The 25877-nt window shown below is 71.9% G+C and carries 28 protein-coding genes and 1 riboswitch; of the genes, 17 read left to right on the top strand and 11 right to left on the bottom strand.

All coding sequences use genetic code 11. The features are described from left to right. The first annotated feature begins 13 nt into the window (after positions 1–13). From ACMCNK_RS04570 to ACMCNK_RS04555, 4 genes are all read left to right on the top strand, one after another. Positions 14–628, top strand: a complete 615-nt coding sequence (locus ACMCNK_RS04570; protein ID WP_412735131.1) for a hypothetical protein — start codon at positions 14–16, stop codon at positions 626–628. Continuing rightward, complete coding sequence (locus ACMCNK_RS04565; protein ID WP_412735130.1) at positions 621–1223, top strand: hypothetical protein; 603 nt, start codon at positions 621–623, stop codon at positions 1221–1223. Before ACMCNK_RS04570 ends, ACMCNK_RS04565 begins: the two co-directional genes overlap by 8 nt. 84 nt (positions 1224–1307) lie before the next feature. Further along, positions 1308–2450, top strand: coding sequence for an acyl-CoA dehydrogenase family protein (locus ACMCNK_RS04560; protein WP_412735129.1), 1143 nt, complete (start codon positions 1308–1310; stop codon positions 2448–2450). A gap of 37 nt (positions 2451–2487) precedes the next feature. After that, positions 2488–2952 carry an Lrp/AsnC family transcriptional regulator gene (locus tag ACMCNK_RS04555; RefSeq protein ID WP_412735128.1) on the top strand — a complete coding sequence of 155 codons (465 nt, stop codon included), beginning with the start codon at positions 2488–2490 and terminating at the stop codon, positions 2950–2952. A 53-nt stretch (positions 2953–3005) separates the two neighbouring features. On the opposite strand, the gene ACMCNK_RS04550 is transcribed toward ACMCNK_RS04555, so the two are convergent. After that, positions 3006–3731 (bottom strand): class I SAM-dependent methyltransferase, encoded by a 726-nt coding sequence (locus ACMCNK_RS04550; protein WP_412735127.1) that lies wholly within the window; start codon positions 3729–3731, stop codon positions 3006–3008. Between the two features lie 158 nt (positions 3732–3889). On the opposite strand from ACMCNK_RS04550, the gene ACMCNK_RS04545 reads away from it, so the two are divergent. Next, positions 3890–4081 carry a CsbD family protein gene (locus ACMCNK_RS04545; RefSeq protein WP_412735126.1) on the top strand — a complete coding sequence of 64 codons (192 nt, stop codon included), beginning with the start codon at positions 3890–3892 and terminating at the stop codon, positions 4079–4081. 59 nt (positions 4082–4140) lie between these two features. Here ACMCNK_RS04545 and ACMCNK_RS04540 read toward each other — a convergent pair whose 3' ends face one another. Continuing rightward, positions 4141–5571: a KamA family radical SAM protein gene (locus ACMCNK_RS04540; protein WP_412735125.1), complete on the bottom strand. Its 1431-nt coding sequence runs from the start codon at positions 5569–5571 to the stop codon at positions 4141–4143. Between the two features lie 92 nt (positions 5572–5663). Between ACMCNK_RS04540 and ACMCNK_RS04535 the strand changes: the two genes are divergently transcribed. From ACMCNK_RS04535 to ACMCNK_RS04495, 9 genes are all read left to right on the top strand, one after another. Beyond that, positions 5664–6701, top strand: coding sequence for an L-erythro-3,5-diaminohexanoate dehydrogenase (locus tag ACMCNK_RS04535; protein WP_412735124.1), 1038 nt, complete (start codon positions 5664–5666; stop codon positions 6699–6701). A 5-nt stretch (positions 6702–6706) separates the two neighbouring features. After that, a complete protein-coding gene (locus ACMCNK_RS04530; RefSeq protein WP_412735123.1) occupies positions 6707–8242 on the top strand; it encodes an amidohydrolase in 1536 nt (511 codons plus the stop codon). Positions 8243–8287: 45 nt separating this feature from the next. Beyond that, positions 8288–9877, top strand: a complete 1590-nt coding sequence (locus tag ACMCNK_RS04525; protein WP_412735122.1) for a lysine 5,6-aminomutase subunit alpha — start codon at positions 8288–8290, stop codon at positions 9875–9877. After that, a complete protein-coding gene (locus ACMCNK_RS04520) occupies positions 9874–10623 on the top strand; it encodes an OAM dimerization domain-containing protein (protein ID WP_412735121.1) in 750 nt (249 codons plus the stop codon). The genes ACMCNK_RS04525 and ACMCNK_RS04520 overlap by 4 nt, the downstream gene beginning before the upstream one ends. Then, positions 10620–10985 (top strand): hotdog domain-containing protein, encoded by a 366-nt coding sequence (locus tag ACMCNK_RS04515; RefSeq protein ID WP_412735120.1) that lies wholly within the window; start codon positions 10620–10622, stop codon positions 10983–10985. The genes ACMCNK_RS04520 and ACMCNK_RS04515 overlap by 4 nt, the downstream gene beginning before the upstream one ends. Further along, the gene (locus ACMCNK_RS04510) at positions 10982–12253 is read left to right on the top strand and encodes a glutamate mutase L (RefSeq protein WP_412735119.1); all 1272 of its coding nucleotides are present in this window, start codon (positions 10982–10984) and stop codon (positions 12251–12253) included. The genes ACMCNK_RS04515 and ACMCNK_RS04510 overlap by 4 nt, the downstream gene beginning before the upstream one ends. Before the next feature lie 66 nt (positions 12254–12319). Beyond that, complete coding sequence (gene lnt, locus ACMCNK_RS04505; protein WP_412740748.1) at positions 12320–13936, top strand: apolipoprotein N-acyltransferase; 1617 nt, start codon at positions 12320–12322, stop codon at positions 13934–13936. Next, complete coding sequence (locus tag ACMCNK_RS04500) at positions 13933–14724, top strand: polyprenol monophosphomannose synthase (protein ID WP_412735118.1); 792 nt, start codon at positions 13933–13935, stop codon at positions 14722–14724. Before lnt ends, ACMCNK_RS04500 begins: the two co-directional genes overlap by 4 nt. A 61-nt stretch (positions 14725–14785) precedes the next feature. Further along, positions 14786–15307, top strand: a complete 522-nt coding sequence (locus ACMCNK_RS04495; protein WP_412740747.1) for an FxsA family protein — start codon at positions 14786–14788, stop codon at positions 15305–15307. Positions 15308–15367: 60 nt separating this feature from the next. Here the strand turns inward: ACMCNK_RS04495 and ACMCNK_RS04490 are convergent, their stop codons facing one another. The 5 genes from ACMCNK_RS04490 to ACMCNK_RS04470 form a co-directional block, all read right to left on the bottom strand. Next, positions 15368–15706: an RNA polymerase-binding protein RbpA gene (locus ACMCNK_RS04490; protein WP_015622005.1), complete on the bottom strand. Its 339-nt coding sequence runs from the start codon at positions 15704–15706 to the stop codon at positions 15368–15370. A 207-nt stretch (positions 15707–15913) separates the two neighbouring features. Continuing rightward, a complete protein-coding gene (locus ACMCNK_RS04485) occupies positions 15914–17092 on the bottom strand; it encodes a serine/threonine protein kinase (protein ID WP_412735117.1) in 1179 nt (392 codons plus the stop codon). A 111-nt stretch (positions 17093–17203) separates the two neighbouring features. After that, positions 17204–17764: a histidine phosphatase family protein gene (locus ACMCNK_RS04480; protein ID WP_412735116.1), complete on the bottom strand. Its 561-nt coding sequence runs from the start codon at positions 17762–17764 to the stop codon at positions 17204–17206. Positions 17765–17861: 97 nt separating this feature from the next. Continuing rightward, positions 17862–18635 carry a CbtA family protein gene (locus ACMCNK_RS04475; RefSeq protein WP_412735115.1) on the bottom strand — a complete coding sequence of 258 codons (774 nt, stop codon included), beginning with the start codon at positions 18633–18635 and terminating at the stop codon, positions 17862–17864. Beyond that, the gene (locus ACMCNK_RS04470; protein WP_412735114.1) at positions 18626–18829 is read right to left on the bottom strand and encodes a CbtB domain-containing protein; all 204 of its coding nucleotides are present in this window, start codon (positions 18827–18829) and stop codon (positions 18626–18628) included. The genes ACMCNK_RS04475 and ACMCNK_RS04470 overlap by 10 nt, the downstream gene beginning before the upstream one ends. 60 nt (positions 18830–18889) lie before the next feature. Next, positions 18890–18975, bottom strand: a riboswitch (cobalamin riboswitch). A gap of 141 nt (positions 18976–19116) precedes the next feature. Between ACMCNK_RS04470 and mycP the strand changes: the two genes are divergently transcribed. After that, the gene (gene mycP / locus ACMCNK_RS04465; RefSeq protein ID WP_412740746.1) at positions 19117–20256 is read left to right on the top strand and encodes a type VII secretion-associated serine protease mycosin; all 1140 of its coding nucleotides are present in this window, start codon (positions 19117–19119) and stop codon (positions 20254–20256) included. Positions 20257–20337: 81 nt separating this feature from the next. Here the strand turns inward: mycP and ACMCNK_RS04460 are convergent, their stop codons facing one another. Further along, a complete protein-coding gene (locus tag ACMCNK_RS04460; protein WP_412735113.1) occupies positions 20338–20958 on the bottom strand; it encodes a vitamin K epoxide reductase family protein in 621 nt (206 codons plus the stop codon). Continuing rightward, entirely contained in the window at positions 20958–21716 is a 759-nt protein-coding gene (locus ACMCNK_RS04455) for a DsbA family protein (RefSeq protein ID WP_412735112.1), read from the bottom strand. Before ACMCNK_RS04455 ends, ACMCNK_RS04460 begins: the two co-directional genes overlap by 1 nt. A 169-nt stretch (positions 21717–21885) precedes the next feature. On the opposite strand from ACMCNK_RS04455, the gene ACMCNK_RS04450 reads away from it, so the two are divergent. Next, positions 21886–22590, top strand: coding sequence for a YcnI family protein (locus ACMCNK_RS04450; protein ID WP_412735111.1), 705 nt, complete (start codon positions 21886–21888; stop codon positions 22588–22590). Between the two features lie 48 nt (positions 22591–22638). On the opposite strand, the gene ACMCNK_RS04445 is transcribed toward ACMCNK_RS04450, so the two are convergent. After that, positions 22639–23865, bottom strand: a complete 1227-nt coding sequence (locus tag ACMCNK_RS04445; RefSeq protein ID WP_412735110.1) for a serine hydrolase domain-containing protein — start codon at positions 23863–23865, stop codon at positions 22639–22641. A gap of 142 nt (positions 23866–24007) precedes the next feature. Continuing rightward, positions 24008–24694 carry a class I SAM-dependent methyltransferase gene (locus tag ACMCNK_RS04440; protein ID WP_412735109.1) on the bottom strand — a complete coding sequence of 229 codons (687 nt, stop codon included), beginning with the start codon at positions 24692–24694 and terminating at the stop codon, positions 24008–24010. On the opposite strand from ACMCNK_RS04440, the gene ACMCNK_RS04435 reads away from it, so the two are divergent. Continuing rightward, positions 24693–25847, top strand: coding sequence for an AI-2E family transporter (locus ACMCNK_RS04435; protein WP_412735108.1), 1155 nt, complete (start codon positions 24693–24695; stop codon positions 25845–25847). The genes ACMCNK_RS04440 and ACMCNK_RS04435 overlap by 2 nt on opposite strands. Positions 25848–25877: the final 30 nt, after the last annotated feature.

The raw sequence follows: 25877 nt of genomic DNA, 5'->3' as shown, positions 1-25877 counted from the left end.
TTAACATCGACCCGTGTCAAGATCTTTGACCGGTGAGGACGCCGGGCCGACCGCAGCCGCGGACGAGCGTGCGGCGCGGCTGCGGCAGTTCCTGCGGTGGCTCGGGTCGGTGCTCGACCAGGTACGGCTCCCCGGGGCCGCACTCGCGGTGTTCATCGCCGCCCTGATCGTGCCCGCCATCTACCACGACATGACCAGCACCGTCCTGCTGGAGTATCAGGAGGACGGCCGCCCGATGAAGCTGCGTGCCGACGACGGCTGCCTGGAGTTGCAGCGCAGCCGCCGGGAGCGGGTGACGTACTGCCCGGCGCTCATGCCGGTGGGTGCGGACGGCTGGGCACCGCAGCTGATGGACTACTACGCGGTCGACGCCGCCCAGCGCAGCGCGACCGAGGTGGTGCAGTTCGGCATCGTGCCGGACCAGGTGGTGCGGGTCCGGTCCACGTTGCCCGGCGGGCACGCGCTCGAGGCGGACGCCCGCCGCGTTCCCGGCATCGACCACCCCGTGGTGCTGCTGCACCTGAGCGGCGTCGCGTACCCGGTCGACATGGCGCAGACCGAGGGCCGCCGTGTGTTCGTCCGGCAGCAGATGTTCGACGCCGCCGGCCGGGAGGTGCCCCTTGTCTGAGTCGGAGCCCGGCGTCACCGCCGACGGTCCGCCACGGCCGTGGTGGCGGCTCACCTTGCGCGACGCCATCCTGCTGCCGCTGTTGGCCCTGGTCATCGCGTTCTGGTACTGGCCGCTCCCGCCGGCCGCCCCGGTCGAGGTGCTCCAGCAGGGCACCGTCGGCGGCGCCTCGTGGAGTGTCCTGGTGCAGCGGGCCGACGCGCGAACCGCCTGCTTGCAGGTCCGCGTCGGCGGTGCCCGCCGCGCGCGCATGTGCGACCAGCACTGGGACCGCGACGTGCACCGGCTCTGGCACGGCGCGCGGCCGTCGTCGGCCGGCGCGGAGATCGGGCCGCCGTCGCTGCTGCGCGTCGCGTTCCCCGGCACCGACCGCATGCTGGTCGTCTCGGTCCTGTACGGCGAGATCGCCACGCTGAGCCCCCCGCCGCGGGACGGGTCCGGGCCGGTGGTGCTGCACACGGTGCCGCTGCTCGACACCGAGTTTCACTACGTCGTCGCGGTGATCGCCGCCGCCGACGCCAAGGATCTGGAGGCGTACGCCGCGGACGGCGAGGAGCTGTTCTACCACTACGTGGAAGGCCCGCCACCGGGCTGAGGCTCCCCGGGCCGTTCGGGCGGCCGGTGACGCGCAGGCCGGATGCGATCGACCGCCGCGCCTAACGACCGTTAAGCTAGGGTCGTGACGGTCGATCGCATACTTCCCACGGACGAGGCGTACGAGCTGCTCGGGCTGGCCCAGGAGATCGCCGATGGCGAGCTGGCGCCCCGGGTCGACGACTTCGAGGCGCGCGGCGAGTTTCCGCGCGACGTGCTGCGTACGGTGGGGCGCGCCGGGCTGCTGGGCCTGCCGTACCCGGAGGCCGACGGCGGCGCCGCCCAGCCGTACGAGGTGTATCTGCAGGTCCTTGAGGTGCTGGCCGGCTCCTGGACGGCGATCGCCGAGGCGGTCAGCGTGCACACCCTGTCGTGCTTCCCGGTCGCCGCGTACGGCAGCGAACGGCAGCGCAAGATGCTGCCGGACATGCTGGGCGGCGACCTGCTCGGCGCGTACTGCCTATCGGAGCCGCACGGCGGTTCCGATGCGGCGGGCCTGGCCACCCGCGCGGAGCGCGACGGCGATCAGTGGGTGCTGACCGGTACCAAGGCGTGGATCACCCACGGCGGCCACGCGGACTTCTACAACATCTTCTGCCGTACGGGCGGGCCGGGCGCCGCGGGCATCTCCTGCGTGCTGGCCGACTCGGACACCCCGGGCCTGCTGCCGCAGAAGCCGGAACGGACGATGGGCCTGCGTTCCTCGCCGCCGGCGCAGATCGTCCTGGAGGGTGCCCGGGTGCCTGCGGACCGCCTCGTCGGCGTCGAGAACGGCGGCTTCCGGATCGCGATGGAGGCCCTCGACGCGGGACGGCTGGGGATCGCGGCCTGCTCGGTGGGGCTGGCCCAGGCGGCGGTGGACTACGCGGCCTCGTACGCCCGCGAGCGTGAGCAGTTCGGCCGCCCGATCGCGCATTTCCAGGGGCTGAGCTTCATGCTGGCGGACATGGCCACCCAGGTGTCGGCGGCGCGGGCACTGATGTTGGCGGCGGCGCGGCTCAAGGACGCGGGCCGGCCGTACTCGGTGGAGGCGGCCAAGGCGAAGCTGTTCGCCACGGACGTCGCGATGCGCGTGACCACGGACGCGGTGCAGGTGCTCGGCGGGTACGGGTTCGTCGCTGATCATCCGGTGGAGCGGTGGTTCCGCGAGGCCAAGGTGATGCAGATCGTCGAGGGCACCAACCAGATCCAGCGGCTCGTGATCGGACGGGCCCTGACGCGCGGGTGACGTCCGACGTTCCAGCTTCGACCGGTATCTTGACGCCGTGGAAGAGATCGACCGAGCGATCGTCGCGGCACTGACCGTAGACGGGCGGCTGTCCTACACAGACCTGGCCGAGCGGGTGGGCCTGAGCGTGTCTGCGGTGCACCAGCGTGTGCGGCGGCTGGAGCAGCGCGGCGTCATCGACGGGTACACGGCCCGCGTGTCGTACGAGGCGCTGGACCTGCCATTGACCGCCTTCGTGGCGATCCGGCCCTTCGATCCGTCGCAGCCGGACGATGCGCCGGAGCGGCTGGCCCACCTGGCGGAGATCGACTCGTGTTACTCGGTGGCGGGGGAGGACTTCTACCTGCTGCTGGTGCGGGTGGCCAGCCCGGCAGACCTGGAGCGGCTGCTGCAGGAGATCCGTACGGCGGCGAACGTCACCACGCGCACCACAGTGGTGCTGTCCACGCCGTACGAGAACCGGCCGCCGAAGATCTCCCCCAGCGGCCCACCTTCCACCTAGCCTCCTAGGACGACCTACGGGTCGTGCCCGCCCTCACCCGGGGACGATCCCGTTCACGGCAGGTCCGCCCGGGCACAGAACGTGACGTACGGCAGTTCGACAGTGTCCCGCCCGGCCAGCGCCGGATGGGTGCGGAGCAAATCGCGCACCTGATCCAGCAGGGAACGCCGCTCGTCGTCCGGCATGAGGATGACCGCGCTGCGGGAGGCGACCAGGTCGAGCAGGGTTTCCGACCGCAACCGGTGGGTCCAGGGCACGCTGTGTGTCTCGACCGGTCCGAACGGCGGCCCGATGACGTGCGGCCGGTTCTGTTCGGGGGCGCGGATGATCTGGCCGAGGCTCCTCACCCAGTCCTCGGTCTCGTCGCGGAGATTCCACACCAGGCCGAGCCGGCCTCCGGGGGCGAGGACCCGGGCGATCTCGGGTACGGCGGCGTGCGGGTCGACCCAGTGCCAGGCCTGGGCGACGACGACGACGTCCACGGCCCGGTCGGGCAGGGGGATGTGTTCGGCGCTGCCGTGGTGTGCCGGGATCTCGGGAAGGACGCGGCGCAGTTCGGACAGCATGCCGTCTGCCGGGTCGACCGCGGTGACCGGCAGGCGGCGGGCGTGCAGTTGGCGGGTGAGCTTTCCGGTGCCCGCGCCCAGGTCGAGGACGTTCGGCTGCCCGGTGGGCAGGAGCCAGTCGAGGGCGGCCTCGGGATAGGGCGGCCGTCCTCGCTCGTACGTGGCGGCGGCCTGCCCGAAGCTGGTCGACTCATGATCGGCATGGCTGTCCATGCCGATCATTCTCCTATCGCAGGATCCTAGGACGCCGTTACGGGCAGTGCCCCCGGTCACCCCGCTCATCCGGTCCCGGTTTCAAGTCGGAGCCCTTCGGGCACTGAATCTCCTCGAAAGGCACCAATTTCCGTTCGAGTCGCCACTGGAGGTCGACGATGAGCGCCACCGACAAGATGAAGAACAAGGCCGAGGAGCTCACCGGCAAGGCGAAGCAGGGGATCGGTGACGCCACGGACAACGAGCGCCTGCAGGCGGAGGGCCAGGCTCAGGAGAGTGCCGCGCACGCGAAGCAGGCCGGCGAGCACGTGAAGGATGCTGGCCGGGATGTGCGGGACGCGTTCAGCTAGGCCCCGCTGACGACGAACGGCCCCCGGGATTCCCGGGGGCCGTTCGTCGTGCGCTCACCTCAGGCGGTCGGGGTGCCGTCCTCCTGCTGCTTACGCCACCACTGCTGGCCGGATTCGGGCAGCGTGTCGATCGGGTCGTAGTACGCGTACAGCTTGCTGAGTGCCTCGGAGTCCTCGGCCTCGATCGAGGTCCGGTAGTTCTTGGTCCAGTACGAGATGCCGTGCTCGCGGTCGTACTCGGCGACCATGTGCACCCAGCGCTTGCCGACGAACGGCACGTCGCAGACGATCCGCGGGGTGGCGTAGCCGGGGAGGTAGCCCATCATGTCGTGCTGCAGCTGCTGGGCGTACCAGACCGGGACGCGCCAGTGCTCCGCGTTGGGGATCATGTCGCACATGTAGAAGTAGTACGGCAGGATGCCGGCCTCGCCCTGCAGCCCGAAGCACAGGTCGAGCAGGTCCTCGGTGGTGGCGTTGACGCCGCGCATGAGCACGCCCTGGTTGCGCACGTCGCGGACGCCGATCTCGATCAGCGTACGGGCGGCCTGGGCGACCAGCGGGGTCAGCGAGTTGACGTGGTTGACGTGGGTGTGCACCGCGAGGTTGACGCCGCGGCGTTCCGCGGTGATCGCGACGCGGTGCAGGCCCTCGACGACGTCGGACTGCAGCCAGTGCTGGGGCAGGCCCATGAGGGCCTTGGTGGCGAGCCGGATGTCGCGGACGGTGGGCACGGACAGCAGGCCCATGAGGTAGGTCTCGAGCTGCTTCCAGGGCACGTTGGCGACGTCGCCGCCGGAGACGACCACGTCACGGACGCCGGGGTGGGCCTTGAGGTAGGCGAGGTGGGCGTCGTAGCGGTCGACGGGCTTGAGGGTGAGCTTGAGCTTGTCGACCGTGGGGGTGCTGTTGCCGACCAGGTCCATGCGGGTGCAGTGGCCGCAGTACTGGGGGCAGGTGGAGAGCAGCTCGGCCAGGACCTTGGTGGGGTAGCGGTGGGTGAGGCCCTCGGCGACCCACATGTCGTGCTCGTGCAGGGAGTCACGGGTGGCGTGGGGGTGTGACGGCCAGTCGAGGTGCCGGTCGGTGGCGACGGGGATCATGTAGCGCCGGATGGGGTCGGCGTAGAACGACTCCGTGTCGGGGGTCTTGTCCGGCACCATGGTGTTGAGCATCTGCGGCGGCACCAGCATGGACATGGTGGCCAGGCGCGTCATGTCGGTTTCGAGGTCGGTGTAGAAGCGCTCGTCGAGCAGGTCGCCCATGACCGCGCGCAGCTGCTTGATGTTCTTGACGCAGTTGACGCGCTGCCATTGGGCGTTTTCCCACTGGGCGGCGGTGACGTCGCGCCAGCCGGGGAAGCGGGTCCAGTCCGGTTCGACCAGGGTGCGGCGCTGGTACTCGTAGGGCTGCCCGGTGTTGGGGGTGGCAGCGCCCGTGGGGAGCTGAGTCAACGGGTCCTCCTGGGTCGGGTGTTCGGACGGCTCGACCATACTGGAGAATCTTCGGTCTAGAAACCGTCGGTCCGTAGGATTTACGGTAGTGCAGTCTTCCAGCGGGTTTGTTTCAGGTGAGGGTGGTGGGAATGTCGTTTCCAGTGGGTTTGTCGCGGGTTGTCGAGCCGGCCGGTGTGCTGCCCCAGGCGGCGTGGCGGCTGGATCCCCGCCCGGAGCTGGGCGCCGATGAGGTGCGTATCCGGGTGGAGCGGCTGAATCTGGACGCGGCGAGCTTCCGGCAGCTGGCGGAAAAGCACGGCGGTGACGGGTCGGCGGTCCGGGCCGAGGTGCTGGAGATCGTCGGTACGCGCGGGAAGATGCACAACCCGGTGACCGGTTCGGGCGGGATGCTGATCGGCACGGTCGACGAGGTGGGTCCGGAGTCGCAGTTACCGGTGAAGGTGGGTGACCGGGTGGCGACGTTGGTGTCGCTGACTCTGACCCCGTTGGCGATCACGGACGGGCTGGCGTCCTGGGACGGGCGCAGTGAGCAGGTGCCGGCGCAGGGGCACGCGATTTTGTTCGGGCGTTCCGTGGTGGCGGTGCTGCCCGACGACATGCCCGGGGAGCTGGCGTTGGCGGTGTTCGACGTGTGTGGCGCTCCGGCGTTGACCGACCGGGTGGTGCGGGGGCATGCGGCGAGTGGCCCGGTGACGGTGGCGGTGCTGGGTGGGGCGGGTAAGAGCGGGTCGCTGGCGTTGACGGCGGCGCGGCTGGCGGGTGCCCGTACGGTCGGGGTGGTCGTGTCGGAGGCGGAGCGGGCGACGCTTTCGGAGGCCGGTCTGGCGGACGAGGTGGCGATCGCGGACGCGCGGAATCCGGTGGCGGTGTCGTCGGCGGTGGCGCAGGCGCTGGGTGGCCCGGCGACGGTGACCGTGGTGTGCGTGGACGTGCCGGGTTGTGAGCACGGGGCGATCTTGGCCACGGCGAACGGCGGCACGGTGATCTTCTTCTCGATGGCGACGAGTTTCTCGGCGGCGGCGTTGGGCGCGGAGGGGCTGGCGGCGGACGTGACGATGCTGGTGGGCAACGGGTACGTGCCGGGTCATGCGGAGTTTGCGGTGGATCTGGTGCGGCGTACCCCGGCGGTCCGTGCCTTGTTCGAGGCGCGGGTCGCGGGACACTGACATCCATGACTGATTCCCCCTCGGTGCGGTATGTCAACGGCAGGTTCTATTCGGCGGCGGAGCCGCGGGCCACGGCGATGTTGGTGCGTGATGGCCGGGTCGTGTGGCTGGGTGCGGCGGAGCAGGCTCCGGTGGCGGACGTGACGGTGGAGTTGGGCGGGGCGCTGGTGACGCCGGCGTTCGTGGATGCGCATCAGCACGCCACGGACACGGGGCTGGTGGCGGGCGGTCTGGACTTGTCCGGGGTGCGTTCGGCGGGTGAGTTGCTGGATGCGGTGGCGGTGTTCGCGGGGTCGCGTCCGGGTGATGCGGTGGTGCACGGGCATGGCTGGGACGAGTCGACGTGGGCGGAGCAGGTTCCGCCGTCGGCGGCGGAGCTGGATCGGGCCGCGGGTGGGCGGCGGGTGTATCTGTCGCAGGCGTCGGTGCATTCGGCGTTGTGTTCGTCGGCGTTGTTGGTGTTGGCGCAGGGTGTGGCTGGGTTCGACCCGTCCGGGTGGGTGCGGGAGCAGGCGCATCACGCGGTGCGGGCGGTGGCGTTGGGGTCGTTGAGTGCGGCGCAGCGTTCGGCGGCGCAGCGGGCTGCGTTGGTGCAGGCGGCGTCGCGGGGGGTGGCGGCGGTGCACGAGTGTGGTGGGCCGGGCACGTCCAGTGAGGCGGATTTCTTGTCGGTGCTGGCGTTGTCGGGTGCCGGGTTGCCGCTGGTGTTCGGGTATTGGGGTGAGTTGGGCGGAGCTGCGCGGGCGCGGGAGTTGGGTGCGCTGGGGGCGGCGGGTGATCTGTACGCGGATGGTGCGTTGGGGTCGCGGACGGCGTCGTTGCGGGCGCCGTACGTGGATGGGCCGGGGTGTGGTGAGGCGTTTGTCTCCGCGGAGCAGGCCGGGGAGCACATCCTGGATTGTGTGCGGGTGGGGGTGCAGGCGGGGTTCCATGCGATCGGGGATGCGGCGATCGAGGCGGTGTTGGACGGTTTCGCGCTGGCGGCGAAGCAGGTCGGGGTGGACCGGTTGCGGGAGGGCCGCCATCGGGTGGAGCACGTGGAGCTGGCGGACAAGGCGATGATCGCCCGGTTCGTGGAGTTCGGTCTGGTGGCGAGTGTGCAGCCGTCGTTCGATGCGTTGTGGGGTGGCCCGGATCGGATGTATGCGCAGCGGTTGGGGGTGGCGCGGGCGATGGCGTCGAATCCGATCGGGGCGATGCATGCGACGGGGGTGGCGTTGGCGTTCGGGTCGGATGCGCCGGTGACGGTGCCGGATCCGTGGGCGATGGTGGCGGCTGCGGCGGCGCCGCGTAATCCGGTGTTCCGGATGGGGGTGCGTTCGGCGTTCGCGGCCAGTACCCGGGGCGGGTGGCGGGCGGCCGGGGTGGATGACGCGGGGGTGCTGGTGCCGGGTGCGGCGGCGACGTTCGCGGTGTGGGACACCCCGGGTGGGGTGGACGGTGGTCTGCCGGCGGTGCTGGCGGACGCCGAGGGTGTGGTGCCGGCGCGGCCGGTGTGCCGGCGCACGGTGTTGCGCGGCGAGACGATCTTCGAAGGTTGACGGGCGTGCCCCGCAATGTGGCGGGGTGAGACAAGGAGTACGGGCGTGGCCGGGAAGTTGAAGCTGGATCCGCGGGTGGTGCGCCGGGCGCGTGCGCTGGCGGCGCGGGCGGGGCAGCCGGTGGTGGATCTGGCGCGTTCGCACACGACGGTGTCGGTGGAGCGTGCGGTGCTGCGGCTGGCCGGGGTGCACGGGGCGGATTCCGATGGGATTCCGTGGGTGAACCGGCTGGTGGACGCGGTGGTCGCGGATGTGGGGTTGGGGCACGGGGTGGCGGTTCCCGTGTTCCATGCCCTGGCCGCTGAGGGCATCGACGATGTGACGGTGCTGGCGCAGAAGGCGGCTGCGGGGTCGGTGCGGTTCGCCGTTCCGGAGACGAAGGCCGCGGTGGGTGCGGCGCGGCGGGCGGCGAAGCGGGCGACCGGTGCCGGGGTGAAGTTGATCGACAAGCGTCGCGTGGAGCGGGATCGGCTGGTGCGGCGGTTCGGGGATCCGAAGCAGCGGCCGTGGATTTATCTGATTGTGGCGACCGGTGACATCTACGAGGACATTCCGCAGGCGCAGGCGGCGGCGCGGGCGGGTGCGGATGTGATCGCGGTGATCCGGTCGACGGGTCAGTCGTTGCTGGACTATGTGCCGGAGGGGGCGACCCGGGAGGGTTTCGCGGGCACGTATGCGACGCAGGAGAATTTCCGGTTGATGCGGGCGGCGTTGGATGAGACGTCGCGGGAGCTGGGCCGGTATGTGCGGTTGACAAATTATGCGAGCGGGTTGTGTATGCCGGAGATCGCGGCTTTGGCCGGGATGGAACGGCTGGACATGATGCTCAACGATTCGATGTACGGGATCCTGTTCCGCGACATCAATCCGATCCGGACGTTCGTGGACCAGCGGTTCAGCCGGCAGGTGCATGCGCGGGCCGGGATCATCATCAACACCGGTGAGGACAACTATCTGACCACCGCGGATGCGGTGGAGGCGGCGCACACGGTGACGGTGTCGCAGTTGTTGAACGAGTTCTTCGCGCATGAGGCGGGTCTGGAGAACTGGCAGCTGGGGCTGGGGCACGCGTTCGAGATCAATCCGGATCTGCCGGATTCGTTCCGGATGGAGCTGGCGCATGCGTTGCTGGCGCGGGAGTTGTTCCCGGATGCGCCGTTGAAGTGGATGCCGCCGACCAAGCACATGACCGGTGACGTGTTCCGCGGCAATTTGCTGGACGGTTTCTTCAATCTGGTGGGTGCGCTGACCGGGCAGGGGATTCTGCTGGTGGGGATGATGACCGAGGCGGTGGTGACGCCGTGGCTGTCCGACCGCGACATCGCGTTGCAGAACGTGCGGTACGTGCTGAACGGTGCCGGGAATCTGCATGAGGATTTCGTGCCGGCGCCGGGCGGGTTCATTCAGCAGCGGGGCCGGCAGGTTCTCGCGGAGGCGGTGGAGCTGCTGGAGGAGATCGTGGACGACACGTTGTTGAACGCGATCGCGGACGGCACTTTCGGGATCATGAAGCGGCCCGCGGACCGGGGTAAGGGCCTGGACGGGGTGGCGAAGCACGAGGACGACTACTACAACCCGGTGACCGAGGCGCTGGAGTCCGCGCCGGTTTCCGAGGGCAAGGGGGCCCGGCGGTGACGATCATCCGGCCGTATGGGGACACGACCGGTGACGGGATGGTGCAGTTGTCGTTCACGCTGCCGATCCCGCACGACAAGCGGGCCGAGGGCGCCGCGATTCAGTTGGCGAACAAGATGGGCATGGATCCGGCGCTGCTGGTGCACGCGAAGCAGATGGGTGACGGGTTCACGTTCTTCGTCGTGTATGGGCGGGTGCATCACCTGGTGGACACCGAGAAGGTGCAGGTGGTGGAGCGTGACTTCCCGTTGCTGTCCGCCAAGGAGGTCAACGCGACGATCAAGCGGCGGCTGCGGCGGCGCCTGAACGTGGTGGGCGCGTGCATCGGTACGGATGCGCACACGGTGGGCATCGACGCGATCCTCAATGTCAAGGGGATCGCGGGGGAGAAGGGCCTGGAGTACTACCGGGAACTGTCGGTGACGAACATGGGTGCGCAGGTGAGCGTGCCGGATCTGGTGGAGACGGCGCGGGCCAACAAGGCGGATGCGGTGCTGGTGTCGCAGGTGGTGACGCAGCGGGATGCGCATCTGCACAACACGCGGGCGATGTCGGCGGCGTTCCGGGAGGCGTTGCCGGCGGGGAAACGGCCGTTGCTGATCGTGGGTGGGCCGCGTTTCGACGAGTTGATGACGGATGAGCTGGGCGTCGACCGGATTTTCGGCCGGGGCACGACGCCCGGTGAGGTGGCGTCGTATCTCGTGCATGCCCTGTTGTCGCGCAAGGAGAAGGAGACCGCCCAGTGATCACTGTGGTGCACCGCCGGTATGTCCCGTACGCGCACGCTCACTACGCCGGGAATCTGGTGGATGGGGCGTATTCGCTGGGGTTGTTCGGGGATGTGGCGACGGAGGTGTGCATCCAGCTGGACGGGGACGAGGGGTTGTTCGCGTCGTACTCGGATGTGCAGTTCAAGGCGCCGGTGCAGGCGGGTGACGTGTTGGAGGTGACCGCGACGGTGACCCGGATGGGTACCCGGTCGCGGACGATCGAGTTCGCGTCGACGGTGGTGTGCCGGGGCACGGGTGGTTCGGGTGCGCGGGTGCTGGCGGAGCCGATCGTGGCGGTGACGGCGACGGGCACCGTGGTCGTTCCCGCGAAGGCGTGAGTACGGGGGCGGTCTGCGTCGACGTGGGGTCGACGTACACGAAGGCGTGTCTGGTGGATGTGGACTCGGGCACGCTGGTGCGTCGGGTGGAGGTGCCGACGACCGCGGATTCGGATGTGCTGGTCGGCCTGGACGCGGCCGTGGCGCAGCTGGGTGCGGATGCGCCGTTGTACGTGTGTTCGTCGGCCGGTGGCGGGCTGCGCCTGGCGGTGGTCGGGTACGAGTCGCTGGTCACGGCGGAGGCCGGGCACCGCGTGGGGTTGTCGGCGGGTGCGCAGGTGGTGCATGTGGCGGCCGGGCCGTTGGACGGGCGTGCGGTGGCGGCGCTGCGTGCGGCCCGCCCGGACGTGATCCTGCTGGTGGGTGGCACCGACGGCGGTGACGCGTCGGTGCTGTTGCACAACGCGGGCCGGTTGGCGACTTCCCGGGTGCGGGTGCCGGTGGTGGTGGCGGGCAACGCGGACGCGCGCGAGGAGGCGGCCGTGGTGCTGTCGGCGCGCGGTGTGCCGGTGACCGTGACGGGCAACGTGTTGCCGCGGATCGGGGTGCTGGATCCGGGGCCGGCGCGGGCGGCGATCCGGCAGATGTTCCTCCAGCATGTGATCGGCGGCAAGCGGTTGTCGCGGGGCGCCCGGTTCGCGTCGCTGGTGCAGGCGGCGACGCCGGATGCGGTGCTGGCGGCGGTGGAGTTGCTGGCGGACCGCACCGGTGCCGGGGTGCTGGTGGTGGACGTGGGCGGGGCGACGACGGACGTGTATTCGGCGTTGCTGCCGGATGCGGAGGCGGAGTCGGGGCCGCGACGGGATGTGGCGGGCACGTTGTGGCGTTCGCGGACGGTCGAGGGTGACCTGGGGGTGCGTGCGGGCGCGGCGGGGGTGGTAGCGGCCGCGGCGGTGGAGAAGCTGGAGGCGCCGGACATCACGGGTGGGCCGCCGTTCGACACGGCCACGGATCGGGGTTTGGCGGCGGTGGCGGCGATGGTGGCGTTGCGCCGGCATGCGCGGGGGCACGCGCCGGGGCCGGGGCTGCCGCGTACGGGCGGGCGGGACCTGCGGGACGTGCGGCTGGTGGTGGGTTCGGGCGGGGTGTTGCGGCACGGCGGTGGCCCGGCGGTGCTGGATGCGGTGCTGGGGGACACGGCCGGGGGGTGGGCGGCGCCGGCCGGGGCGCGGCGCACGGTCGATTCGGCGTACGTGCTGGCGGCGGCGGGGCTGCTGGCGACGGAGCATCCGCGGGCGGCAGCCGGGCTGCTGGACACGCTGTCGTGAGGGTGGGCGCGTTCGCCGGCCGCGACGGTTCCGTGACCGGGTGCGGTTAGCATTCCGCGGGTGGAGATGACCCTGCAGAGCCCCGCGCCGCCGGTGAGGGCCGCGGCGGTGGTGCCGGCGGGGCCGGTGCGGCTGCCGGTGGCGGTGCTGCTGTCGGTGCTGGCCGGTGCGGCGTTGCTGGGGTCGTTCCCGCCGTACGGGTGGTGGTGGCTGGCCCCGGTGGGGGTGGGGTTGCTGGCGGTGGCGGCGCATCGGCGGCGGCTGCGCTCGGGCGCCGGGGTGGGGATGCTCGCCGGGCTGGTGTTCTTCCTGCCGCTGTTGGCGTGGACGAATCTGAACACGGGCTGGCTGCCGTGGGTGCTGTTGTCGGTGGCGCAGGCGGCGTTCCTGGCGTTGCTGGGCTGGGCGAGTGCGTGGTGTTCGCCGCTGCTGGACCGGTGGCCGGCGTGGTGGCCGCTGGTGTGCGGGTTGTTGTGGACGGCGCAGGAGGCGTTGCGGGACCGGCAGCCGTTCGGCGGGTTCCCGTGGGGGCGGCTGGCGTTCAGTCAGGCGGACGGGCCGGTGCTGCGGCTGGCGGTGCTCGGCGGGGCGCCGCTGGTGACGTTCGCGGTGGCCGCGGCGGGCGGTGCCCTCGCAGGGGTGTGGTGGTGCCGGGGCCGCGGGTGGCGGCGGGTGCCGGTGGCCGCGGGTTTCGTGGCGGTGGCGGCGCTGGCGGTGGTGGGCCCGGCCGCGGTGCCGGTCGCGGCGGCGGGTTCGCAGCGGGCGACGGTGGCGATCGTGCAGGGCAACGTGCCGCGGCTGGGGTTGGACTTCAACGCGCAGCGGCGGGCGGTGCTGGACAATCACGTGCGCGGCACGCTGCAGCTGGCGCAGCAGGTGGCGGCGGGCCGGGTGGCGCGCCCGGATCTGGTGGTGTGGCCGGAGAATTCCTCCGACATCGACCCGTTGCGCAATGCGGATGCCGGGCAGCAGATCACGTTGGCGGCGCAGGCGATCGGTGTGCCGATCCTGGTGGGGGCGGTGCTGCACGGTGACGTGCCGGGGCAGATCCGCAATGCGGGGATTCTGTGGCGGCCGGGTACGGGCCCGGACATGGATCAGCTGTACGTCAAGCGGCACCCCGTCCCGTTTGCGGAGTTCATGCCGTTGCGGCCGGTGGCGCGGCTGGTCAGCGACAAGGTGGACCTGGTGAAGAACATGGTCGCCGGCCGGTCCCCGGGGGTGGTGCGGACCGGTGCGGTGACGGTGGGTGACGTCATCTGTTTCGAGGTGGCGTACGACCCGATCGTGCGGGACACGGTGACCGGCGGGGCGCAGATCCTGGCGGTGCAGACGAACAACGCGACCTTCGATGTGGCCGAGGCCCGTCAGCAGCTGGCGATGGTGCGGTTGCGGGCGGTGGAGCACGGCCGGCAGGCGTTGATGATCTCGACGGTCGGTGTGTCCGGTTTCGTGGACACCGCCGGTGGGGTGCACCAGCCGACCGGGTTCAACACGGCCGCGGTGGTGGTGGGTGAGATGCGATTGGGTGGACCGGCTACGCTGGCCACTCGCCTGGGCCGGTGGCCGGAGCTGGCGGCCTCGGCGGCCGCGCTCGCGGTGCTGGTGTGGGCGGTGCCGGGGCGGCTGCGCCGTCGGCGTGCAGCGGCGATCGACGACAGTGTGGCGACGGAGGAACGGTGAGCGAGGCGGTGCAGGAGTACCCGGGGGTGGGCCGGGTCCTCGTGGTCATTCCGACCTACGACGAGGCCGACAACATCCGGCAGATCACCGGGCGGGTGCGCAAGGCGGTGCCGTCCGTGGACATCCTGGTCGCCGATGACAACTCCCCGGACGGTACGGGCGCGATCGCCGATGAGCTGAGCGTGGCCGACGACCACATCTTCGTGTTGCACCGGCCCGGCAAGCAGGGGCTGGGCGCCGCGTACGTGGCGGGGTTCGCGTGGGCCAAGGACAAGGGTTACGACGCGGTCGTGGAGATGGACGCGGACGGCTCGCACGCTCCGGAGGAGTTGCCGAAGCTGCTCGATGCGCTGCGTGACCACGATGCGGTGCTCGGTACCCGGTACATTCCGGGCGGCAGTGTGCACAACTGGCCGCTGCACCGGCTGCTGCTGTCGCGGGGCGGCAACATCTACATCAAGATGGCGTTGGGGATGCCGTTCCGGGACGCGACCGGCGGCTACCGGGCGTACCGGATGCCGGTGCTGGACCGCATCGACGTGGGCACGGTCGCGTCGCAGGGGTATTCGTTCCAGGTCGAGCTGGCGTGGCGGACGTTCCGGCACGGGTTCCGGATGACCGAGGTACCGATCACGTTCACCGAGCGTGAGCGCGGTAAGAGCAAGATGAGCGGGAACATCTTCAAGGAGCAGCTGCTGCGGGTGACCCGGTGGGGGGTGCAGGCGCGTACGGACGCGCTGAGGCACCGGCTGGGCCGGTCCCCGAAACCGGATTCGACCTGGCCGTGATCGTGCGCCTGCGTGTCATGCTGGAACGGTCAGCGTGGACACCGCAGGGTGGGGGTGCGTGATGCGCCGAGGCTGGGCGCTGCTGCCGGTGGCGATGCTGCTGCTGGCGGTCGCGGAGATCGTCGTGTTCGTGGCGGTGGCACACGCGCTGGGTGCCGGCTGGGCGGTGGTCCTGCTCGCCGCGGCCAGCGCCGCCGGTGTGGTGCTGCTGCGCCGTGAGGGCGTACGCGGGTGGCGGGTGTTGCGTACCGCGGGGGCGGACGGGCCCGCCGGGGCGCAGATGTCGCATGCCCTGATCGGTGTGTTGGGGGCGTTGCTGCTGGCGGTGCCGGGTTTCCTGACGGCGGTGGCGGGCCTGGTGCTGATCCTGCCGCCGGGACGGGGACTGGCCCGGCGCGCGGTGCGGCACGCCACGGAGCGGCGGGTGTCGTCCGCGATGGCGGGGGATCTGTTCGGGCCGCGGCGGGTACGGGTGCGCCGTGGCCAGCCCACGACCGCGCAGGCGGAGCCTGCCGCCGGCGGTGAGGCCGTGGACGGCGGGGTCGTCGAGGGCGAAGTGGTCGAGGGCGAGATCGTCCGCTGAGCGCAGCGAAACGCCGCCCCCACCGGTGGGGGCGGCGTTTCGGGTGGCCGGGTGCGGGGCTCAGCGACCCCGGCGGGTACGGACCTCCTGGAGCCGCTCGTTGAGGATGTCCTCCAGCTCCGAGATGGAACGGCGTTCCAGCAGCATGTCCCAGTGGGTGCGCGGCGGCTTGGCCTTCTTCTGCTCGGGCTCGTTGCCGTCGACCAGCCGGGCGACGCTGCCGTCGAACTTGCACTCCCAGGTGATCGGGACCTCGGCGTCGACGGCGAACGGCACCTCGAACTGGTGGCCCTTGACGCACAGGTACTCGCGGGTCTGCCGGGGGGCCAGCTCGGTGTTGCGGTCGGACTCGTAGCTGACTGCGCCAAGACGGCTGCCGCGCAGCATGCGTTCGCCCATGATCGGCTTCCCCTCGCTCGTGGTGCTCTCGTTGGTGTAACGAAAGGGTCGGTCGTCAGATTCCTGCCGGACCGCCGCATGTGTCGGCGGTGTTAACGCTACGAGCGTAGCGGCCTGCGGCCCTTACCGTTCGGCACGCTCGGACCCTCAACTGGACCTTGGTCCGGTTTACGGCCGTTTGGCCATTCTGCGCCGGTGCGATGTACGTCACCGTCGCGCCGTCACGGGCGCCTCACCGTCCGCTTGTGCCCCGGCACGCGCACCGCCCAGCGCCGCCAGCGCCGACGCCAGGTCACTGACCTGCGCCGACAACTGTGCGATGCGGCCCTGAGCGGTCTGGGCGTCGGCCTGGGACGCGTCGAGCCGGCGTCGCAGCTGCGCAAGCTCATCGTCGGCCGCGGCCCGCGCCTGCTCGGCCGCCCGCTGCGCCTGGTCGCGTTCGAACGCTAGGGCCTGCCGGTCCCCGTGGGCCTGTTCGGCCGACGCCGCCGCCTGCTCCGCCTGCTCGCGGGCGGCCACCAGCTCCGTCCGCGCCTGGTCCGCCTCACCGCGCGCGGCCTGCGCGTCCTGCCGTGTCTGCGCGGCGTCGGCGCGGGCCCGTTGCGCCTCGCCGCGTGCCGCCTGGGTGTCGTGCTCCGCCCGGGCCTGGGCGGCCTGCGCCGCGTCGACGGCCTGTGTGGCCTCACGCCGCGCCAGCTGGGCCTGCTGGGCAGCGTCGGCGGCGGCCCGCTCCGCGTCGGCGCGGGCCCGCTGCGCCTGCTGCAGGTCGCGGTGAAGCTGCTCGGCGTCCGCGCGGGCCTGCGCCGCGTCGCGGCGGGCCGCGTCCCGGTCGGTTTCGGCCTGCTCCTGCCGGGCGGTGGCCGCGCCGGTCGCCTGCCGGGCCTCGTCACACGCCGCCTGCGCGGTGCGGGCCTGCGCGGACGCGGTCTGCGTCGCACGCCGGGCCGTGTCGGCGTCTGCGCGCGCGGCGTCGCGTTCAGCGACCGCCGCGGCGGCCTCCTGCACGGCGTGCGCCGCGGCGGCGGCGGCCCGCTCCGCGTCACGGCGGGCCTCGTCACGTTCGGTGTGCGCGGCGGCGACCTGCCGGGACGTCTCGGCCCGCACCTCGGCGACCTGACGGTCCACCCCGGCCGGGCTGAGCTCGGCGTGCAGGGCCTCGCTGAGCGTGCCGACGAGCTGGTCGAGGCGGTCGACCGCCTCCCACGTGCGGGCGACCTGCCCGGCCAGGCCGGGCGCGGCCCGCTGCCGCATCCGCACGGTCCGCGAGGCCCGCTGGCACTCGCCGTCGTTGTCGCGGCAGTACCGGAACGGACGGCCGGCCGCGGCCCGCTGCGGCACGGGCCGGCCACAGTGCCCGCACGGGCGGGTCTCGGCGTTCGTTTCCATCGCCGCGGATTCTATCGACGCCGGGGTGCTCCGCTCGACACAGCGCGCCGATCTCGCGGGCATCCTGGGTGCCCAGCGGGCCATCCCCCTTGGTTGCGTCGGTGTGGACACTCAGCCGGCGGCGGGCAGGTGCAGATGCCATCGGCCCGCCCGCCAGGTCAGCCGGGCCAGGGCCAGCGGCGCCACGTCGAGACGCCACACCGCGGCGGCGGGCAGCCCCAGTGCGTGGGCCAGCGCGGCCCGGACCACGACCGGGTGGGCGACCGCGACCACCGGCAGGTCCGGGTGAACGTCCAGCCATGCACCGACCCGGGTGGACACTGCGGACAGTGACTCGCCGCCGTGCGGGGCGGCTGCGGGGTCGGTCAGCCACGCCTGCACGGCGGCGGGTTCGCGTTGCGCGACGTGGTGCAGCGCGGCCCCGGACCAGCGCCCGAAGTCGGGGTCGGCCAGGTCGGGTACGGCGGTGGCCGAGCGGCCCAGCGCGCGGGCGGTGGCGGTGGCGGCCCGGGAGCCGCCGCTGACCCACGGTACGGCCGCGCGCAGGCCACGCCGCCCGGTCAGCGACGAGGCGGCGCGCAGGCCTGCCTCGTCGGGTTCGTCGTCGCCGCCGAACGCAGCGGCCCGCAGCGCCGGGGTGGGCGCGCAGGCCAGCAGCCGCACCCCGCTCACCCGGCTGCCCCGCCGCCGGGGCCCGCGTCGTTTCGGTCGCCGGTTCTCACGGCCGGGCGGCCGAATTCGCGCGCGGTACCGGCGCCGGGGCATCGGCTCACGCGGTGACGGCCGCCCGGTCCGCCCGGCGGGCGGCGAGGCGGGCCAGCAGCGTCGCGAAGCCGAGGCCGAGCGTCACCCACAGGACCGCCTGGGTGCCCAGCGACGCGAGCCGGAAGTTCCACAGCAGGCTCGCCGGGAACGTCGCCGGGACCTCGTCGATGCGGGGCAGCATCACATACCCCACCGTCACCACGGCGACGAAGCCGAGCACGGCGGTGGCCGCCCGCAGCGACTCCGGTGCGGCGGCGCGCGGGGCCCGGTAGGCGACCACGCCCGCCCACACCGCGACGAGCCCGATCACCACGACCGCCAAGTAGCTGATCGTGCGCTGATCGATCGTCGCGGGATCGCCCACCGCGGGCGGATTGGGTGGATACTTCACGAACGGTACGAGGACGACACCGAGCAGTGCGGCGCCGGCCAGCCCGAGTGCCGCCCGGGTGTCGGACGTGGTGCGCAGCCGGCGCCGCAGCAGCGTGTACGCGGTCGCCAGCAGCCCACCCATCGCCGCGCCGAACAGGGCCGTGGCCAGGAACAGCCCGCCCTTCTGCCCGGTGCGGCTGACCAGTTCCTCGTCGTGGTGGCCGGCGTCGGCCGGCTCGCCCGCCGCGTGCGCGGACTGCTCCTCGATCGTGATCGCGGCGTCGACCCGCGGCTCGCCCGCCACGTAGCCGAACACGCCGGCCAGCAGACCGGCGATCAGGCCCGCGAGCAGGCCGCGCAGCAGGACAGCGGAGTAGCCGGGGGCGCCGTCGGCCGTCAGTGGCACGGGACGCCGAGCAGGTGCCGCCCGTCGTGCATGAGCTCGTGCAGGTACATGCCGCTGCGCGACACCGCACCCTGGTCGAACGCGACCAGGTACGCCATGAGCAGCAGCAGCGCGACGACCGCGAGTGCGGTCCACAGCACCCGGGTGGACACTGCGGGTGAGATCGCGGGGTGAACAGACTGGACCTTCGGCATGGCGGGCCAGAACCTCCTACTCGGGATGACGCGTCCCGGACGTGGGGCTGCAGCGCGTGAGCGTCCTGACTCACCGACACCACCAGGCAGTGCCGGGGGGTGTCCGTTCACAGTGGCGCGACCGTACCGGAATCTCACCGGTTTCCCTCGCGACGCCGCAGATCGGTGCTCATAACCTAACGGCACGGCCATGAACAGGTCAATTCGGGTGCCCCGGCGCGCCTCGGTACCATGGCCGCGAACCGGGGGGAGGCGGTGTGCGCGCGGCGGTGTCGGCGGTGGCCGTGATGCTCGGTGCGCTGGCGGCCGCTCCCGCCCCGGCGTACGCGGTGGCCTGCGCGGGGGCGGGGCGCCCGAGCCGTGCGCTGCCGTACGAGGAGCGGCTGTACGACCTGGACCGGCTGCGCCCGCTGGCCGACGGCTCCGGGGTGCGCGTCGCGGTGCTCGACTCCGGTGTCGACAGCACGAACCCGCAACTGCGCGGGCGGGTCAGCGCCGGACGCGACCTGCTGGGCGGCGGTCCCGACGGCCGGCACGACTGCGTCGGGCACGGTACCGGCGTGGCCAGCATCATCGCCGCCCGCCCGGTCGACGGGGTGGCGTTCCGCGGCCTTGCGCCCGGCGCCACGGTCGTGCCGGTACGGGTCAGCGAGCCGGAGACGATCGGTGGGCGCTCCGCCGCGCCGCAGCAGTTCGCGCAGGCCATCGACTGGGCTGCCGACCCGGCCGGTGGCGGCGCGCAGGTGCTCAACCTGTCGCTGGTGATGACCGCCGACGACCCGCGGGTGCGCCGGGCCGTGGCGCGGGCGCTGCAGCGCGGGGTGGTGGTGGTCGCCGCGGTCGGCAACGCCGCCACCGACGGCAACCCGACCCCGTATCCGGCGGCGTACCCGGGGGTCATCGGGGTCGGCGCGATCGGCGTGGACGGTCAGCGGGCCGGCTACTCGCAGCACGGCGCGTACGTCGATGTCATGGCCGCCGGTGAGGCCGTCACCGTGGCGGCGCCCGGCGGAGGGCACGTCACCGGGCGCGGCACCAGTTACGCGGTGCCGTTCGTGGCGGCCACGGCGGTCCTGCTGCGGCAGCGGTTCCCCGCGATGACCCCGGCGCAGGTGAGCCGGCAGATCCTCGGCACCGCCGACCCCGCCCCGGGCGGGGTGCGCAGCGACGAGTACGGCTACGGCCTGCTCAACCCGTACCGTGCCCTGACCGAGACGCTGCCGGGGCAGCGGCCGCCACCGCCGCCGCCGGCGCCGGCGGCCCGTGCCGACCCGGCGGTGGCCGCCCGGCTGGCCCGCCGCTGGCAGGCGCAGGACCGGGCGCTGCGGGTGGCCGCCGCCGGTGCCGCGGCGGCGGTGCTGCTGGGCGCCGGCGCGGCCGTGGTGCGCCGGGGGCGGCGCCGCGGCTGGCGCCCGGGCACCGGCTGAGCGCCCGGTCCGCCCCGCGCGGGGGCCGGCGCAGGCGCGGTGGCCGGCCTTCGGGTACGGCCCGGGGCGGGCGGCCCGGTGTCAGCCGAACAGGGCCGTGCCGTACTTGCCGACGATGATCAGGATCAGGATCAGCAGCCAGATCGTCACGACGATGACGTCGTAGTCCGCGTCGATGAACCGGGCCGCGGCCTGCTGCGCCCGCGCGGGCAGGAACAGGTTGTCGTCGCGGATGTTGACGTGGGTCAGCGTCGCGAACACCAGCGTCGTGGAGACCGTGACCAGCAGGCACCACGGGCACAACGCGCCGATGTTGACCAGCGCCTCGTAGAACAGCCAGTACGCGAAGACGACGCCGATGGTGTAGACGACCTGGGCGGCGAACATGAACCCGCGGGGGAAACGCACTCCGGCCAGGCTCGCCACCGCGATGGTGATCACGACGGGTTCGGCGACCAGGCCGAGGAACGCGTTCGGGAAGCCGAACAGCTGCGCCTGCCAGCTCTGCGCGACCGTGCCGCAGCTGATCACGGCGTTGATGTCGCAGGACAGTTCGAGGTTCGGGTTCGCGGCGATCTTCACGGCGTCGATCGACAGCACGAACGAGGCGAGCAGGCTCAGGCACGCCGAGAACAGCATCGTGCCGTAGATCCAGGCGTCGGCGTGGCGCAGCCGGCGGAACCACCCCAGGGGGTTGGCCATTACTTGGCCGCCGCGGTGATGGCGTCGGTGAGCGGGCCGACCGTGTACAGGTCACCATGGAAGGGCACACCGTTGATCTTGACGGTGGGGGTGCCCTGCAGGCCGGCCGCGAACGCCGCCTGGGTCGAGGAGGTGACCCACGGTTCGAAGATGCGCTTGGTGAAGGTTTCCACGACCGCCTGCGGCACCCCCGCCTGGCGGGCCAGGTCGGCGATCTGGGCGTCGGACAGGCCGCTGCTGCCCTCGGCGGGCTGGTGCGCGAACAGCGCGGTGTTGAACGGGGCCAGCTTGTCCGGGGCCCGGTCGTACACGGTCGCGGCGGCGTTCGCGGCGCGGGTCGAGTACCGGGTGCCGTCGGACATCTGGTCGAGGAACGCCAGCGGGTACAGGTACTGGCGGGCGGTGCCGTCGCTGACCAGGCGGGTGATCTCCGCCCCGTTGGCGCGTTCGAACCGGCCGCAGTACGGGCACATGTAGTCCGCGTAGATCTCCAATTTGACCGGGGCGTCGGCTTTGCCGCTGACCAGTGCCCCGCCGTCCGCGCCGCTGGGCGGCACCACCGGGCCGGACGCGGTCGGCTGCGCGGTGGAGTCGTGGCCGGCGGCCTTCACGATCGTGAACACGATCGCGATGAGCAGGCCCACGATGACCACCATGCCCGCGATCGCCGGCCACCGCGATCGGTGCCCCGCCTGCGCGGCGACCGCCGCCTTGCCTTTGCGGAGCTGACGGGACTCCTCGCGTGCCTGCTTGCCCACCGTTTTCCCCCGCGCTCACGCGCCTGTTGATCTGAGCTTCTCCCAGGCTAGGAGCATTCGGCGGGCCAGACGGGCGGAACGCCCGCTGATCACGAATCGGATACGCCGGAACTTTGCGCCGCACGGCGGCGACTAACCCGCCGCAATCCCCTCACCGAAAGGCACCCTGATGCTGCGTTCTGTCCTGGCCCGCGCGACCGTTGTCGCCGGCGTCGCCGCCGTCACCACCCTCGCCCTTGCGGGTCCGGCGTCCGCGCACGTCACGGTCAACCCCAACAGCGCCACCCAGGGCGGCTACACGAAGGTCGCGTTCCGCGTGCCCAACGAGAAGGACACCGCGAACACCACCGCGGTCGAGGTCAACCTGCCCGTGGAGACCCCGATCGCGTCGGTGTCGCTCAAGCCGCTGCCCGGCTGGACCGCCGCGACCGTCAAGACCAAGCTGGCCACCCCGATCAAGAAGCACGACCGGGAGATCACCGAAGCCGTCACGAAGATCACCTGGACGGCGGTGGACGCGAACAGCCAGGTCAAGCCGGGCCAGTTCCAGGAGTTCGAGGTGTCGCTGGGCCCGCTGCCCGAGACCGGCCAGATCGTGTTCAAGGCCCTGCAGACGTACTCCGACGGCGACATCGTGCGCTGGATCGACGTGCCGGCCCCGGGCCAGGAGGAGCCGGAGCACCCGGCGCCGGTCCTCAAGCTCGCCGCCGGTTCCGGCGACGCCCACGGCGCGGCCGCCCCGGCCGCCTCCTCGGCCGGGCACAAGGACGAGGACGGCAGCACCGACTGGCTGGGGCTGGCCGGCGTCGTGCTCGGCCTGGCCGGGCTGGCCGCGGGGCTGCTCGCGTACCGGCGGGCCACGCCGCGGGCCTGACCGCGGACGTTCCCGGCTGCCGCACCGCAGCCGGGAACGACCGAGGGCTCAGCGCTGCAGCGTCCGGTGGGCCAGATCGACCGTACGCAGGGCGGCGCCGCCCGATTCGGCCGCCAGCGTGGTGGCCGGCTGCGGCCCGCACAGCGCCGTGATGACGAACCGGGTGATGGCCTCGTCGATCGGGTTCGGCGCGGTCGGCGACGTCTGGTAGAACGCCGTGCTGTGCGCGTACGTCATCTGACGCCGGCCGTCCGCGCTGTGCAGGCTCAGCGTCTGGTGACCGATCGTGCCGCCGTCGTGGCCCCAGAACACGCCGCACGGCAGCGGAATCGCGAAGATCCCGAGCCCGTACCGGCCGGCGCCGGGATTCTGCGGGTCCTGCGGCACGGTGGTCTGCATCTGGGCGAGCAGCGCTCTGGTCAGCAGCCTGCCGCCGAGCAGGGCGCGGAAGAACGTGTTCACGTCGTGGGCGGTGGAGACGATCTCCCCGGCCCCGTATGCCCATGACATGTTGTAGCTGGTGAAGTCGCGCAGCCTCCCGTACGTCCACGGCACGTACGCGTGCATGTGCGGTCCGCGGATCTGCGGGTCGCTGCCCTCGAAGTAGGTGTCGCGCAGCCCGAGCGGGCGCAGGACGCGGCGGCTGATCTCGGCCCGGTAGCTGTGCCCGGTGACCCGCTCGACGATCAGCGCGGCCAGCACGTAGTTGGTGTTGGAGTACGAGAACGCCGCACCCGGGGCGTTGGTGGGCGCCGCCGCCAGCCCGATGCGGGCCAGCTGCTCGGGGCGGTAGACGGTCATGCCCAGCTTGACGAGGTCCTGCCGCGTCTTGATGATCTCGGTGTCGTAGTCGCCGATCCCGCTGGTGTGGTTCAGCAGCATCCGTACGGTGACCTGGCGGCCCAGCGCGGCCGGCACCAGTGCCGGCAGGTAGCGCCCGATCGGGGTGTCCAGTCCGATCTTGTGCTCGCCGGTCAGTTGCAACACGGTGGTGGCCAGGAACGTCTTGCTGATGCTGCCGATGCGGTGCCGCAGCCCCGGACGGACCGGCTCACCGGTGGCGATGTCGATCACCCCGGCGGCCGGGGTCCAGGTGCGGCTGCCGTCGCGGACCTCGGCGAACGCGCCGGGCATCCCCGCCGCGTGCACCGCGTCGAGCTGTTCCTGCAGCAACTGGCCGAATGGGTCGGTGCCGGTCCGGGCGGCGCTGGCGGCGCCTGCCGGGACGGTCACGACAGCGGCGGCGATCAGGGCGACGAATGCCCGACGTAGCACGGTGCCTCCTTCATTGGTGACGGCATCGCCCATCTTGGTCCATTTGCGGCAGTCGTGGGCCTGATTCCGATGTGTCCCCCGGACGGGTGCGCGCAATCCCTCGTGGAGGGTCACCCTGCGCCTTCCGCGAGCGTCGCCCCGCTCAGCTCGGGACGGCACCCGTGCCCGCATCGTGGGGTGCCGGCGGCTGTTTGACCGCCAGCACGATGCCCTGCGGTGTCTTGTCGATGCCCTCGGGCTGCTTGACCAGCGTGGACCACAACCCGAAATCGGCAGCGGTCAGCAGCGCGGCCACGTCGTCGGGCTGCTGACGGTGGAAGACGAGGTCGACGGACTTGCCGAACGCCTCGTCGCGGTGCAGCCGCTCGTCGCCGATCTGGAACGCCACCATCAACTGCCCGCCCGGCGCGAGCACCCGATGGAACTCGGCGAACACGTCGCGACGCTGCTCCCACGGCACGTGAATGATCGAGTAGTAGGACAGCACACCGCCCAGGCTCTCGTCGGGCAGCGGCAGGCCCAGCATGGAACCCACCTCGAAGTCCAGGCCCGGATACGTACGGCGGGCCAGCGCGACCATGCCCGGGGACAGGTCGATGCCGAACGCGTCCAACCCCAGGCGTTCCAGCAGGACGGTCACCCGGCCGGGGCCGCAGCCCACGTCGGCGACGCGCGGATTGCCGGTGCCGCGGACCCGCTCGGCGAACGCGCCCAGCAGCGCCCGGTCCAGTGGCCGCTCGTCCATGTCCGTGCGCAGCCAGTCGGCGTAGTCGGCGGCGATGGCGTCGTAGGAGTCCCGGGTGGCGGCGAGGAACGAACGTTGCGACATGGCGTCGCAGCCTAACGGGGTTTTGCCGGCCGACGGCCCGGGTAAGGTCAGCGGCGTGCAGCCCGCCGACAACCGTACGGTCGCCCGCCACACGATGATCGTCATCGGCCTCGTGCTCGCGACGACACTGCTGTTGCTGCTGGCGTACCAGACCCGTCAGGTGCTGACGTGGATCCTCATCGCGGTCTTCTTCGCCGTGGCGCTGCACCCGACGGTGAGCTGGCTGGAGCGCCGCATCCCGTGGTGCCGGCGCTGGCTCGCCACGCTGATCGTGTTCCTGTTCGCGTTCGCGTTCATCAGCGCGCTGATCGCGGTGTTCGTCGTCCCGCTGGCCCACGAGGGCGCCCAGCTGGCCGCGGACCTGCCGAAACTGATCGCGGACATCCGGGCCGGGAAGGGCCCGATCGGTGAGGTGGCGCTGCGCTTCCATGTGTTGGACTACCTGCAGAGCCACGCCGCGCAGCTGCGCGGCTACGCCGCCGGGCTCGGCGCGCCCACCCTGGCGGTGCTGCGCGGCGTCGCCACCAGCGCGGCAGCCGCCGTCACGATCTTCGTCCTCGCGTACCTGATGGTGCTGGAGGCTCCGAAGGTCGTCGACGGGTTTCTGGCCCTGTTCCCGGCGCCGCGTGCCGCGCGGATCCACCGGGTCGGTCAGGACTGCGCCAAGACGGTGACCGGCTACCTCACCGGCAACCTGCTCATCAGCGTCATCTGCGGCCTGCTCACCTACCTCGTCCTGAGGATCATCGGGGTTCCGTTCGCCGGGCTGATCGCCCTGTTCGTCGGGCTCGCAGACCTGATCCCGCTGGTCGGTGCGACGCTGGGGGCCGTGGTGGGTATCGTCGCGGCGTTCACCCAGTCGGTGACCGCCGGCATCGTGGTCATCGTCTTCTTCGTGGTCTACCAGCAGCTGGAGAACCACCTGCTGCAGCCGCTGATCTTCGCCCGTACGGTGAAACTGAACCCGCTGACGGTGCTGCTCGCCATCCTGATCGCGGTGAATCTGGCGGGCATCCTGGGTGCGCTGCTGGCCATCCCCGCCGCCGGGATCATCCAGATCATCGTCCGGGACATCCGCAGCGGCCGGGCCCGGCCGGCACCGAGCGAACCGCCCGCCGACGCGCCGGTCTCGCCGCCTCCCGCAACGTCGTGACGCCCACGGTGGCGGGCCGGCCGTAGGGTG

The sequence above is a fragment of the Krasilnikovia sp. MM14-A1259 genome (assembly GCF_047159535.1).
Taxonomy (GTDB): domain Bacteria; phylum Actinomycetota; class Actinomycetes; order Mycobacteriales; family Micromonosporaceae; genus Actinoplanes.
The sequence above is the reverse complement of the archived record's forward strand: the minus strand, read 5'-3'. Positions and strand labels throughout refer to the sequence as shown.

Excerpts from the sequence above, each read along its gene's own strand:
- ACMCNK_RS04550 (WP_412735127.1), bottom strand. The coding sequence starts at position 3,731 with ATGGACAGCCATGCCGATCATGAGTCGACCAGCTTCGGGCAGGCCGCC.
- ACMCNK_RS04545 (WP_412735126.1), top strand. The coding sequence starts at position 3,890 with ATGAGCGCCACCGACAAGATGAAGAACAAGGCCGAGGAGCTCACCGGC.
- ACMCNK_RS04540 (WP_412735125.1), bottom strand. The coding sequence starts at position 5,571 with ATGGTCGAGCCGTCCGAACACCCGACCCAGGAGGACCCGTTGACTCAG.
- ACMCNK_RS04535 (WP_412735124.1), top strand. The coding sequence starts at position 5,664 with ATGTCGTTTCCAGTGGGTTTGTCGCGGGTTGTCGAGCCGGCCGGTGTG.
- ACMCNK_RS04530 (WP_412735123.1), top strand. The coding sequence starts at position 6,707 with ATGACTGATTCCCCCTCGGTGCGGTATGTCAACGGCAGGTTCTATTCG.
- lnt (WP_412740748.1), top strand. The coding sequence starts at position 12,320 with ATGACCCTGCAGAGCCCCGCGCCGCCGGTGAGGGCCGCGGCGGTGGTG.
- ACMCNK_RS04495 (WP_412740747.1), top strand. The coding sequence starts at position 14,786 with ATGCGCCGAGGCTGGGCGCTGCTGCCGGTGGCGATGCTGCTGCTGGCG.
- ACMCNK_RS04490 (WP_015622005.1), bottom strand. The coding sequence starts at position 15,706 with ATGGGCGAACGCATGCTGCGCGGCAGCCGTCTTGGCGCAGTCAGCTAC.
- ACMCNK_RS04485 (WP_412735117.1), bottom strand. The coding sequence starts at position 17,092 with ATGGAAACGAACGCCGAGACCCGCCCGTGCGGGCACTGTGGCCGGCCC.
- ACMCNK_RS04470 (WP_412735114.1), bottom strand. The coding sequence starts at position 18,829 with ATGCCGAAGGTCCAGTCTGTTCACCCCGCGATCTCACCCGCAGTGTCC.
- mycP (WP_412740746.1), top strand. The coding sequence starts at position 19,117 with ATGCTCGGTGCGCTGGCGGCCGCTCCCGCCCCGGCGTACGCGGTGGCC.
- ACMCNK_RS04460 (WP_412735113.1), bottom strand. The coding sequence starts at position 20,958 with ATGGCCAACCCCCTGGGGTGGTTCCGCCGGCTGCGCCACGCCGACGCC.
- ACMCNK_RS04450 (WP_412735111.1), top strand. The coding sequence starts at position 21,886 with ATGCTGCGTTCTGTCCTGGCCCGCGCGACCGTTGTCGCCGGCGTCGCC.
- ACMCNK_RS04435 (WP_412735108.1), top strand. The coding sequence starts at position 24,693 with ATGGCGTCGCAGCCTAACGGGGTTTTGCCGGCCGACGGCCCGGGTAAG.
- ACMCNK_RS04440 (WP_412735109.1), bottom strand. The coding sequence starts at position 24,694 with ATGTCGCAACGTTCGTTCCTCGCCGCCACCCGGGACTCCTACGACGCC.